Here is an 11,323-nt window from a genome sequence, read left to right on the forward strand (position 1 = left end):
CTCTCATCCCCGGCCAGCTGCGGGCGCACCTTGAGCCACTTCTGCAGCCACTCGACCGCCATCCGGCCGATGGGCAGCACCCGCTCCCGCGAGCCCTTGCCGGTCACCTTGAGCTGGCGGTCGTCGAGCTTCAGATCCACCAGATTGATCCCCACCAGCTCGGCCAGACGAAGCCCTGAGGAGTACATCAGCTCCATGATGGCGCGATCCCGCACCGCCAGCGGATCCTGCTCGTCGGTGATGTTGAGCAGCTGGTGCATCTCGTCCACATCGAGGTTTTTCGGCAGCGGCCGCCCCTGTTTGGGGGTGACGATGCCACGGGCCGGATTGGCGGTCAGCCGCCCCTGCCGCACCTGCCAGTCGCAAAAGCTGCGCAGGGCCGAGACCTTGGTGGAAAGGGAACGAGGAGCAAGGCCCGCCTTGTGCATCCGGGTCACCAGAGTGCGCACCTGACTCGCCTCGAGCCGACCCCAGTCAGCGAGCCCGAGGGCCACCAGCTCGGCGGTCATCGCCTCCAGATGGGCTTGATAGTTATTGCGGGTATGAGGGCTGAGCTGACGCTCGACCCTCAGGTATTCGATAAAGGCCGCCAGCTCGTCCGCCAGTGCCGCAGGCAGTGGCGGTGCGACGACGGGAGCTTTGGCGGGCGCCCTGGCCGGTGTTCTAGCCATGAGTCAACTCGGGCAGACGCAGTTGCAGCAGGCGCCCCAGTTGGCCCAGCAGCAGGGTGTCGTTGTGGGGAGTAAAGTGGCCGGGATCCGAGCTGGCGAAGGCCAGCACGCCGAGATCGCCGAGCCGCATCAGGGCCACCGAGTTGACCAGCACATCGTGGCCAAACAGCGCCTGCTTCTCGCTCTGGCTCAGGCGGCCAAAGTAGTAATCCTGCCCCGGCAGACGCTGACCCAGCAGGGATTCGAGCTGCTTGCCCTGTGCCAGAAAGCGCTGCTCGGGCCCGCTCAGGGTAAACTTCTTGGGGTTGAGCCAGAGTCGCAACCCGGTCAGGCGCAGCCGCTGGACAAAGGCCTTGCCCATCACGGCACTCACTTCGAACAGGGTCTGGCAACCGTACAGCTCGCCGTAGAGATCGGCATAGACCCGGAAGATCCGTTCGTTCTCGCTGGCGATCCCCATCAATTCGGTGATCTCCTGCTCCAGCTGTTCGATCCGCTCGCGCTGACGCTCCAGCTGGCGCTCGACCAGCGAGACCGACCCTTTGCGTTCATGGGGAATGCGGATCCGGTCCAGCACGGCGGCATGGCGTTGGAAAAACTCGGGATAACGGGCCAGGTACTCCAGCACAGTGGCTTCATCCACCGATTGCTCCTGCCGTTTGAGTTCGCTCATAAATTGGTTGATCCATCAGAGAAATGGGGCTCGCTGCCCCGACATCATGGGCAAAGGGGGCCAACGCCCCCCGTACCTGAACCTTTATCGGCTAAACCTCTATCTGGCCGTCAAACACATGCTCGGCGGGACCTGTCATATAGACCGGCTGGCCCGGCCCCTTCCAGGCGATGGTCAGCTTGCCGCCCGGCAGACTGACGGTGACCCGCTCCTTGAGCTTGCCCTGACTGATGCCAATCACCGCCGCCGCACAGGCACCGGTGCCGCAGGCCAGGGTCTCGCCACAGCCCCGCTCGAATACACGCAGCTTGATCTCGGTGGCATTGACCATCTCCATGAATCCAACGTTGACCCGCTCAGGGAAACGCTCGTGGCGCTCCATGATGGCACCGAGCGTCTCGACCGGTGCATCGGCGACCGAAGGCACCTCGATGACGCAGTGGGGATTGCCCATGGAGACCACGCCACACATCACGGTATGCTCCTGCGCCCGCAACAGATAGGTTTTCTCTGCCTTCTGGGCCCGGAACGGGATCTTGCCCGGCTCAAACTGGGGAACCCCCATGTTGACCGTGACCTGATTCTCCCCCTCCAGCTGCAACACGATGCGACCCCGGGCGGTACTGACCGCGACGCGATCCCGGTTGATCAGCCCCTTGAGACGCACGAAACGGGCAAAACAGCGGGCACCATTGCCACACTGCTCCACTTCGCTGCCATCGGCATTGAAAATGCGATAGTGAAAGTCGAGTTCAGGGTCATAGGGCGGCTCCACCAGCAGCAGCTGGTCAAAGCCGATCCCGAAGTGGCGATCTGCCAGCTTCTTGATGACGTCATTGCTGAAAAATACCTTCTGGGTGACGCCATCCACCACCATGAAGTCGTTGCCCAAGCCATGCATCTTGGAAAAATCTATCAACATCGTGCATTCCTGTGCTGTTAGGGCTGTAAAATTCTGTCATCTCTATCTACTGCATCAGGGCAGCAGGTGCTCACCGCGCCAGAGATCGGCCAACTGCTCACGCTCGCGAATCAGGTGCGCCTCGGCACCATCCACCAGCACTTCGGCTGCGCGCGGACGGGTGTTGTAGTTGGATGACATGGTAAAGCCGTAGGCTCCGGCCGAACGCACTGCCAGCAGGGAGCCCTCGGCAATGGCCAGGGTGCGCTCCTTGCCGAGGAAGTCGCCGGTCTCGCACACCGGGCCCACCACGTCATAGATCGCGGGAGCATGGCCGGCACGACTATCCACTTCGATGATGTTCATCCAGGCGCCGTAGAGCGAGGGGCGCAGCATGTCGTTCATGCCGGCATCGATCAGCGCGAAGTTGCGGGTCTCGCCCGGCTTGAGGTACTCGACCCGGGTCAGCAGCACGCCGGCATTGGCGACGATGGCACGGCCCGGCTCGAACAGCAGGGTCAGATCCCGGCCCGCCAGCTTCTGCTTGAGCGCTTCGGCATACTCGGTCGGATGGGGTGGCTGCTCGGAACCGTAGTTGACCCCAAGGCCACCACCCACATCCAGATGATGGATATGAATCCCTTCTGCAGCCAGACCGTCGATCAGCCGCAGCAGCTTGTCAGCCGCTTCCATAAAGGGATTCAATTCAGTGAGTTGCGAGCCTATATGGCAATCGACCCCGACGATCTCGATGTTCGCCATCGCGGCCGCCTTGTGATAGATGGCTGGCGCCAGCTCGATGGGAATGCCGAACTTGTTCTGCTTGAGGCCAGTGGAGATATAGGGGTGAGTACCGGCATCGATATCCGGATTGACCCGCACCGAGACGCGAGCCTTCTTGCCCATGCTGCCCGCCACCCGATTGAGGCGCTCCAGCTCGGCTTCCGACTCCAGATTGAAGCAGAGGATCTCTTTATCCAGCGCCAGGCGCATCTCCGCTTCGCTCTTTGCTACACCGGAGAAGACCACCTTGGCCGGATCACCGCCCGCCGCCAGTACCCGCGACAGCTCGCCACCGGAGACGATGTCAAACCCCGAGCCCAGTCGGGCCAGCAGGTTGAGCAGCGCCAGATTGGAGTTGGCCTTCACCGCATAGCAGATCAGATGGGGAATATCGCCCGCGGCCTTGTCAAAGGCGTGCCAGTGGCGCTCGAGGGTCGCACGGGAGTAGACATAAAGCGGGGTACCGTACTGCTCGGCAAGCTGTTGCAGCGAGGTTTGCTCGGCCTGAAGCTGGCCGTCGGCATCGTAGTTAAAGTGATCCAAGGGGGCGGTTCCTTCCTAGAATGGGTGCGGCATTAGTGCGGCGCGGCCTCGGTGGCAGCCTCGGAGGTCGCAGGCGGTACTGCTTGCGGTGTACTCTGGCTCTGTGGCTGCTCGGGGGGCGGCATATAGAGCGGCCCCTTCAGACCGCACGCGGCCAACCCGAGGGACAGAAGAGTGGCAAGCAGACACTTGGTGAACTGGGTGATCATAATGGTTCGCTGCGAAAAAATTTTTGGCCCTCTATAATCGCACTCACATTGTTAAAAGCAACAGGATAAACCGATGAAGGATCACGAGTATCACGCCCTGACCGACGCCTTTTTCCAATATGTGGAAGACACGCTCGACGAGGGGTATCCGGATATCGACTGCGAACGCAGCGGCGGCGTATTGACCCTCTCTTTCGAGAACAAGACCAAGGTCATCATCAACAAGCAGGAGCCACTGCACCAGATTTGGGTCGCCACCCGCGAGAACGGCTTCCACTTCGAACTGCAGGGTGACACCTGGATCGACAACCGCTTCGGCCACGAACTCAAGGCGCTGCTGAGCCAATCCTGCACCGCCCAGGCGGGCGAAGATGTGGTGTTCCCATGATCGACCTGCACCCGCAGGGCGCCCGTCATGCGGTGATCTGGCTACACGGGCTGGGTGATTCCGGCGCCGGTCTCGCCCCGCTGGTGGATGCGCTGGATCTGCCCGCCGAGCTACCGGTGCGTCACCTGTTGCCGGATGCCCCCGAGCGCCCCATCACCATCAACATGGGCTACAAGATGCGCGGCTGGTACGATATCAAGAGCTTCGAGGATCCCGCCGAGCGGGCCGTGGAGTCCCATGTCCGTGACTCGGCCGACCAGATTGCCGCATTGCTCGACCAGCTGTTGGCCGACGGGTTTGCCCCCGAGCATATCGTGCTGGCGGGCTTCTCTCAGGGCGGGGTAATTGCCTCCTTCACCGCGCTGCGCTATCAGGCAACGCTGGCTGGCCTGCTCTGCATGTCCACTTATCTAGCGGCCCCCGACAAATTGCTCGGCGAGATGAGCGAGGCTGCTCGCACCCTGCCCATCTGCTACATGCACGGCATCTATGACGATGTGGTGAGCCTGTCGCTCGGTTGGGATGCCAAGAACCGGCTTGAAGCTGCCGGGCTCGCCCCCGAGTGGCACGAGTACCCGATGCGCCACGAGATCTGCCGTCCGCAGCTCGGTGACATTCGCAGCTGGCTGCTGGCCCGCCTCGGCGCGTGAGCCCTTCCGGCAAAGCAAACGACCTGCATCTGCAGGCCGTTTTTTATGGCGATACCAACTGACGGGTCAGCCCACTTCTCGAGCGGGCGGCACCTGTTCGCGCAGAGTGCCCTGACTGCGATAGGGGATCACATCCAGCTCACCATTCACTTGTACTATCTCGTAGTACTGCGGCAGGTTGAAGTTGATGAACTGCCCATCATCGCTGAACCGCTCGTGATTGGAGGTGTAGAAGCGGTTGACCCCCGCCACCAGCTCATCCTTGTTTCCGGCAAAGTGCTGGTAGATCTCCACCCGGTTCGCCTCATCGAGGATATAGATGTTGGTGCCCGCATCCCGGGTATCGAAGAAGAACTGCACCAACCCTTCGCTGGCGTAGGCATCGACGATGCTCGGCAGATGCTGGCTGTGGGTCTTGTCGAGCCGCAGCGGCAGGTGATCCAGCTTGTTGTGGGAGATGTGACGGTAAAAATCGATGGCGTTTTCCAGCTTCTTCACCGACACCCCGCGCCGCTCGAAGAAGATGCCGTACTTCTCGCGGCCAAGGGCCATGGTCTTGACCAACTGCTGCTTGTCGCGGGCAAGGCGCAGATCGATACACTCCGCCACCAGCGTCTGGAAACGGGAGCGCACCAGAGAACGGAAGTGCTGGCTGTAGCAGAACACCTCGATCATCTCGGGGGCGGCGGCATCCTGATGCATCTTGCCGAGGATGGTGGTGAGGGCATCGACCACAGCTTCATCCCCCTGGAAGTGCAGGGTACGGATCTCGCTCCAGGAGTTGCGATAGACCAGATCCACCGAGCCGACCAGACACTCCTGATTGCGACCAAACGAGAAGACATCCACGGTGTTAGCGTCAAATTCGATCACCTGACCGACCCAATGGCTGGTCGGGTCCATCTCCAGATTGAGGAAGATGGAGAGCTGACGGATCTCGCACGGCCGACTGAGGGCCAGGTTGGTGGCCAGCGGGTACTTCTCGGGGAAGCAGCCGGAGAGATCGCGGCAGAACTGGTGCAGATTGTCGATGTGCAGATCCGAGCCCTGATTAAACAGGTGCACCCGCGACTGGGGGGTCAGCAGATCGTTGAAGTAGGCCCAGGAGACCAGCTTGCTGATGTAACCGTTGAACTCCAGCGGCGCGCGGCCAATGATGTCCACCGGCTCCAGCGAATGTTTGTAGAGATACCAGCCGGCGCGATTGAGGCGACCGTGGGGCACCTGCACGAAGCTGAGGTCCGGCTCGCTCAGATCCGGCGCGATCTTGAGGTTCACCCGCTGCACCTTGCCCGGCAGGCTCTCGAACGCGGCGTAGAGCTTTCGCGACAAAATGCCGATATCTTCCGGGTTGATCGACTCGCTGATGTTGTTGCGGCGGGCGAACTGGATCAGGTTGCGGTAGCTCTGCATCAGGGCTTCCAGCAGCTCGGCGTGGGCGATCTTCACCTCTTCGATCTTCCACTCGTGGCGATGATCGAGTTGATAGAGTTTGTCCTGACTCCAGCCCCAGTAGGAGACCAGCTGGCTCATCTGCTCGCGACGCCACTCGGGGGAGTGATCATCCTTGGGATGGCTGAGGCCATCGCACACTTTGAGGTAGAAGCAGCGGCGCACCAGATCGAGCCGCGCCATGTCGCCGATGGACTTGAGGTAGTTGGTCACCTTGTCCAGCATCAGACAGTAGTTGTCGAGCCGGTAGTGCATCCCCTCGTTGTGCTGGAACCAGTCGCGGCCAATCATCGAGAGCAGGCGAGTATTGGGGTACTCGTGGGAGTAGGCTTCCATCAGCACCGACTTGAGCACCGCCTTGTAGGGGGAGTCGATCCCCTTGTAGAGCTGCCACAGGGCGGAGCCGAAATACTCTTCGGCCGGAATACGGTCAAAACTGCCGAGATCGAGCCAGTCGTCCTGCTTGAGCTTGCCGCTCTCGAACAGCTCGTTCACATACTCATCGTAGTGATCATCACATTCGGTGGGCACCAGATACCAGATCAAGCGTTTGCCCGCGATACGCATGGCACTGCGGTAGAACTCGTCGAGCAGCAGCAAGTGCTGGGCACTGCCGCAGCTCTCCCCCTGCATCTGGGCATCGTTGGTCTGGCGGAACTTGTCTTCGGGGATCAGGAAGAAGTTGAGATCGACCCCGCGCTGTTCGGCCCACTTGGAGAGTTGCTGGCATTTCAGCTCCAGCAGATCGAGCCGCTCCTGCGACAAACCGGCCACGTGGCAGACCCAGATATCGAGATCGGAGTGACAGCATTGACCGATGGAGGAGGTGCTGCCCATGGAGTAGAGCCCCTGAATGGCTCGATCATGGGTTGCCAGACCGCTCTGACAGTTGGCGTTGCGGCAGAGGTCATCGATAAAGGCTTGCTGCTCGGCGGTGGCGCTGAAGCTCCAGATGCCATGAGGGACATCACCGGAGACATAACCGGGCAGCAGGGGATGATTGAAGTGCAGCATGACAGGCAGCAGTTGGAATACCTGCTGCCCATAGCGACTCATGAGGCCTAACGCCCGTTGCGTCTTGAGACGGGTAATGTCGTCATAACGCGCAACCAGCGTATCGATGTGTTCCTGCAATGCCCTGCCTATCACCTAAGTGAAAATGACGCACCAAAAGGGGGATACGTCAAAAAAGTGTGATCATGTTAACAATGCAAACAGCGGTGGTAAACAAGCCTTCAGCTAAACGCCAGATTATTTCTGGTATGACCACATCAAGTATCAGGGGAAATCATTAAATTCCAATACATTCAATGAATTAATCAACACCTCTTGCTTAATGAAAATCATTTTCAGCATGCATTTTTGAGCTTGGCCCCGCTTTTGCCGGCTCCGCCATGAAAGCCCGGGCAAAGGGTGGTAATATCGATTTCTTTCTAAAAATGAAACAACTGATTGATATGGCAGCCCGAACCCTGAAAATTGCCACTCGCAAGAGCCCGCTGGCCCTGTGGCAGGCCAACTTTGTCAAAGACCGGCTCGAAGCCCTGCACCCGCAGTTGCAGGTCGAACTGGTGCCCATGAGCACTCAGGGTGACAAGATCCTCGATACCCCGCTGGCCAAGGTCGGTGGCAAGGGATTGTTCGTCAAGGAGCTGGAGACCGCCATGCTGGAAGGACGGGCCGATATCGCCGTTCACTCCATGAAAGACGTGCCGGTGGAGTTCCCCGAGGGGCTCGGTCTGCACACCATCTGCGAGCGGGAAGATCCCCGCGACGCCTTCGTTTCCAACCGTTTCAAGGCCATTGCCGAACTGCCACAAGGGGCCGTGGTCGGCACCTCCAGCCTGCGCCGCCAGTGCCAGCTGCGCGCCGCCCGCCCGGATCTGGTGATCCGCGACCTGCGTGGCAACGTCAACACCCGCCTCGCCAAGCTGGATGCCGGTGAGTACGACGCCATCATCCTCGCCGCCGCAGGTCTGAAACGACTGGAGATGGCGCACCGCATCACCGCCTTTATCGAGCCGGAGCAGAGCCTGCCGGCCAACGGTCAGGGGGCTGTCGGCATCGAATGCCGCCTCGACGATACTGAGCTGCACGCTCTGCTGGCGCCGCTGGAGCACGCCGAGACCCGCGCCCGGGTGTTGACCGAGCGAGCCATGAACCGCGCTCTGCAAGGGGGATGTCAGGTGCCTATCGGTGCCTACGCACTGGTCGAAGGCGAGCAGATCTGGCTGCGCGGTCTGGTGGGCAGCCCGGATGGCAGCCAGGTAATCCGTGACGAGATCCGCGGCCCGCTGGCCGATGGTGAGGCCCTCGGCGAGCAACTGGCCCAGCGCCTGCTGGCCGCCGGTGCCGACGAGATCCTGGCCGAGGTCTACCGCGCATGACCCCGCTGGTGGTGCGTCCGGCCATTCAGGCCGCCGAGCTGGTGCAGTTGCTGCACCAGCACGGCCATGCACCACTCCGCTGCCCGCTGCTGGAAACCGTGGCGGGCAGTGAACTCCCTCTCCTGCCCGACCTGCTGCGCAGTGCCGACGTGGTTATCGCCGTCAGCATCCATGCCGTTCATTTTGCACACGATTTTCTGTTGCAAACTGGTCAGACCTGGCCACATATTGAGTACTTTGCGGTGGGTCAGGCCAGCGCAGATGCGTTTGCAGCCATCGGCATCACGGCAAGTTGCCCGGATGACCCGCGTAGCGAAGGGCTGCTGGCCCTGCCCGCCCTGCAGCAGGTAGCAGGCAAACGGGTACTGATCCTGCGCGGCAATGGCGGGCGGGATCTCATCGCCAGCACACTGGCCTCACGCGGTGCTCTGGTGCACTATTGTGCGGCCTATGAGCGCCACTACCCCGAGCTGGACGGGGACAGATTGACCCACCAATGGCAAGCAGCGGGGCTGGACAGCCTGCTCATTACCAGTGGTGAACTGTTGCAACGCCTGCTGGAGCTGGTTCCCACCAGCCAGCAGCCCTGGCTTTTTGACCGCCTGCTGGTGGTCCCCAGCCCGCGCGTGGCCGAGATGGCCCACTCCGCGGGCTTTATCCATATCACGATTGCCCAAGGTGCATCCAACCAGGCCCTGACGGCCGCACTGGAACTGAGGAAGATGGAATGACAGAACAACAAGAATCCCAGGTCAAACCCCAGCCGACCGCTGCGGTCAATGGCAGCAAGAGCCGCTCCGGTGCCGTACTGGGAGGGGTTGCCATCCTGCTGGCCCTTGGCCTGACCGGCGGTCTCTATCTGCACGGTCACAAGAATGCCGTTGCCCAGCAGGCCGAACTGGCCCAGCTCAAGCAACAGCTGGCGAGCGCCCTGAGCAAGATCGACCAGACCAGCAGCAAGGATGCCGAGCAGCTGGCCGCGCTGGATCAAACCCAGCAGCGGCTGCAGGGGGAGATGCAGGGTCTGCAGAACCGGGTACTGGATCTCAACGACAAACGTCCCAACGACTGGATGCTGGCCGAATCCGAGTATCTGGTACGGATGGCGGGCCGCAAACTGTGGCTGGAGCATGACCTCGTCTCCGCCATCACATTGCTCGGCAATGCCGACGAGCGTATCGCCGCCCTCAACGACCCCAGCTTGATGCCGATCCGCAAGGCGCTGGCCGAGGATATCGCCAAGCTCAAGGGGATGCCGCGCATCGACCGCGAGGGGCTGACCCTCAAGCTGGCGGCGCTCTCCGACCAGATCGAGCTGCTGCCCCTCTCCACCGTCAGCATGCCGGAAGCCAAGGCCGAGCCGGATCAGGCGGTCAGCACCAATCCCGACGAGTGGGAGAGCAACCTGAAGAAGAACTGGGTCAAGTTCACCGAGAACTTCGTCACCATCCGTCGCCGCGATGGCGCGGTCGAGGCGCTGCTCTCGCCGCAACAGGAGATCTTCCTGCGTGAAAACCTCAAAACCAAGCTGTTGCAGGCCCAGCTCTCCGTCTATCGCGAGCAGCAGGCGCTCTACGAAGACAGCCTGGACAAGGCCCAACGCTGGCTGACCCAGTATTTCGATACCGACAACAGCGCCACCCGCTACATGCAGGGCGAGATCGACAAGCTCAAAGGTGAGCAGATCCAGATCGACTATCCGGCCCAGTTCAAGACCCAGGCGATGCTGGAGCAGGTGCTGACCGAACGCCTGCAACGCATTCTGGCCAGCAGCTGAGGAGGGCACCATGATCCGTATAATCATTCTGGTTGCCGTGATGGTCGCAGGGCTGATCTTTGGCCCGCAAGCCTCCGGTAACAAGGGCTATGTGCTGATTGCCCTTGGCAATTACACCATCGAATCTTCCGTCACCAGCGCGGTGATCCTGGCCGTGCTGTTCTACGGCGCCCTGCTGATCGTCGAGTGGCTGCTGGGTCGGGTATTCGGCCTGCGCCGCAAGACCCTCGGCTGGTACGGCTCGCGCCGCCGCCGCAAGGCCAATCAACAGACCGTCGCCGCCACCCTGGCAATGGCCGAAGGGCACTACAGTCAGGCGGAAAAGCTGATGATCAAGGGGGCCAGCAACAGCGACACCCCACTGCTCAACTACCTGAGCGCCGCCAAGGCGGCGCAGGCCCGTGGTGACGACGCCCGCCGGGATCAATACCTGCAAAAAGCGCAGGAGGAGAATCCCAAGGCCGAGCTGGCGCTCACCCTGACCCAGACCCAGCTGCAGATCGAGCAGGGCCAGTACGATACCGCGCTGGCGATGCTGGAGTCGGTCTACGCCCTCAACCCGCGCCACCCCATGGTGCTGGATCAGCTGCGCCAGGTGCATCTGGCCCGTCAGGACTGGAGTGCCCTGTGCGACCTGATCCCGGCACTGCACAAGGTGGGCAAGCTGACCCCGAAACAGGAAGAAGATCTGCTGCAACAGGCCTGGTGTGGTCGTCTGCAACAGGCTGCCGGCAGCCTCGAGACCCTCAAGGCGGTATGGCAGGATCTGCCGCGCAAGCTGCGCCTTGAGCCAGAACTGTTGGCCTGCTACGGCGATCTGCTGCGCCAGCTGGGTGCCGACGGCGAAGCCGCCACCCTGTGGCAGGAAGCGCTGCGCAAACAGCCGATG

The 11,323-nt window shown here is 61.4% G+C and carries 12 protein-coding genes; 6 read left to right on the top strand and 6 right to left on the bottom strand.

Annotated features, from left to right (window positions below; translation table 11 throughout):
- The 5 genes from L972_RS20960 to lptM form a co-directional block, all read right to left on the bottom strand.
- A partial coding sequence (locus L972_RS20960; RefSeq protein ID WP_047438788.1) for a tyrosine-type recombinase/integrase occupies positions 1-671 on the bottom strand: 671 nt, incomplete at its 3' end.
- Complete coding sequence (locus tag L972_RS13275) at positions 664-1,344, bottom strand: DUF484 family protein (protein ID WP_043821859.1); 681 nt, start codon at positions 1,342-1,344, stop codon at positions 664-666. The genes L972_RS13275 and L972_RS20960, both read right to left, overlap by 8 nt.
- A 91-nt stretch (positions 1,345-1,435) precedes the next feature.
- Positions 1,436-2,266, bottom strand: coding sequence for a diaminopimelate epimerase (gene dapF / locus L972_RS13280; RefSeq protein WP_047438749.1), 831 nt, complete (start codon positions 2,264-2,266; stop codon positions 1,436-1,438).
- A gap of 54 nt (positions 2,267-2,320) precedes the next feature.
- Positions 2,321-3,571: a diaminopimelate decarboxylase gene (gene lysA, locus L972_RS13285; protein WP_047438750.1), complete on the bottom strand. Its 1,251-nt coding sequence runs from the start codon at positions 3,569-3,571 to the stop codon at positions 2,321-2,323.
- 32 nt (positions 3,572-3,603) lie between these two features.
- Positions 3,604-3,780 (bottom strand): LPS translocon maturation chaperone LptM, encoded by a 177-nt coding sequence (gene lptM / locus L972_RS20965; protein WP_081990731.1) that lies wholly within the window; start codon positions 3,778-3,780, stop codon positions 3,604-3,606.
- A 73-nt stretch (positions 3,781-3,853) separates the two neighbouring features.
- On the opposite strand from lptM, the gene cyaY reads away from it, so the two are divergent.
- Together cyaY and L972_RS13295 are read left to right on the top strand one after the other, a co-directional pair.
- Positions 3,854-4,168: an iron donor protein CyaY gene (gene cyaY / locus L972_RS13290; RefSeq protein ID WP_047438752.1), complete on the top strand. Its 315-nt coding sequence runs from the start codon at positions 3,854-3,856 to the stop codon at positions 4,166-4,168.
- Positions 4,165-4,818: an alpha/beta hydrolase gene (locus tag L972_RS13295; protein WP_047438754.1), complete on the top strand. Its 654-nt coding sequence runs from the start codon at positions 4,165-4,167 to the stop codon at positions 4,816-4,818. The genes cyaY and L972_RS13295 overlap by 4 nt, the downstream gene beginning before the upstream one ends.
- A 66-nt stretch (positions 4,819-4,884) precedes the next feature.
- On the opposite strand, the gene L972_RS13300 is transcribed toward L972_RS13295, so the two are convergent.
- Positions 4,885-7,404: a class I adenylate cyclase gene (locus L972_RS13300; protein WP_040068794.1), complete on the bottom strand. Its 2,520-nt coding sequence runs from the start codon at positions 7,402-7,404 to the stop codon at positions 4,885-4,887.
- 323 nt (positions 7,405-7,727) lie between these two features.
- Between L972_RS13300 and hemC the strand changes: the two genes are divergently transcribed.
- The 4 genes from hemC to L972_RS13320 all read left to right on the top strand — a co-directional run.
- Positions 7,728-8,657 (top strand): hydroxymethylbilane synthase, encoded by a 930-nt coding sequence (gene hemC / locus L972_RS13305; RefSeq protein ID WP_136501663.1) that lies wholly within the window; start codon positions 7,728-7,730, stop codon positions 8,655-8,657.
- Positions 8,654-9,388, top strand: a complete 735-nt coding sequence (locus L972_RS13310; RefSeq protein WP_047438756.1) for a uroporphyrinogen-III synthase — start codon at positions 8,654-8,656, stop codon at positions 9,386-9,388. Before hemC ends, L972_RS13310 begins: the two co-directional genes overlap by 4 nt.
- Positions 9,385-10,434 (top strand): uroporphyrinogen-III C-methyltransferase, encoded by a 1,050-nt coding sequence (locus L972_RS13315; protein ID WP_005336380.1) that lies wholly within the window; start codon positions 9,385-9,387, stop codon positions 10,432-10,434. Before L972_RS13310 ends, L972_RS13315 begins: the two co-directional genes overlap by 4 nt.
- A gap of 10 nt (positions 10,435-10,444) precedes the next feature.
- A partial coding sequence (locus tag L972_RS13320) for a heme biosynthesis HemY N-terminal domain-containing protein (RefSeq protein WP_047438782.1) occupies positions 10,445-11,323 on the top strand: 879 nt, incomplete at its 3' end.

The sequence above is a fragment of the Aeromonas sp. ZOR0001 genome (genome assembly GCF_000801015.1).
Taxonomy (GTDB): domain Bacteria; phylum Pseudomonadota; class Gammaproteobacteria; order Enterobacterales; family Aeromonadaceae; genus Aeromonas; species Aeromonas veronii.

Coding starts and splice junctions, on each gene's coding strand:
- L972_RS13275 (WP_043821859.1), bottom strand. CDS start 1,344: ATGAGCGAACTCAAACGGCAGGAGCAATCGGTGGATGAAGCCACTGTG.
- dapF (WP_047438749.1), bottom strand. CDS start 2,266: ATGTTGATAGATTTTTCCAAGATGCATGGCTTGGGCAACGACTTCATG.
- lptM (WP_081990731.1), bottom strand. CDS start 3,780: ATGATCACCCAGTTCACCAAGTGTCTGCTTGCCACTCTTCTGTCCCTC.
- cyaY (WP_047438752.1), top strand. CDS start 3,854: ATGAAGGATCACGAGTATCACGCCCTGACCGACGCCTTTTTCCAATAT.
- L972_RS13295 (WP_047438754.1), top strand. CDS start 4,165: ATGATCGACCTGCACCCGCAGGGCGCCCGTCATGCGGTGATCTGGCTA.
- hemC (WP_136501663.1), top strand. CDS start 7,728: ATGGCAGCCCGAACCCTGAAAATTGCCACTCGCAAGAGCCCGCTGGCC.
- L972_RS13310 (WP_047438756.1), top strand. CDS start 8,654: ATGACCCCGCTGGTGGTGCGTCCGGCCATTCAGGCCGCCGAGCTGGTG.
- L972_RS13315 (WP_005336380.1), top strand. CDS start 9,385: ATGACAGAACAACAAGAATCCCAGGTCAAACCCCAGCCGACCGCTGCG.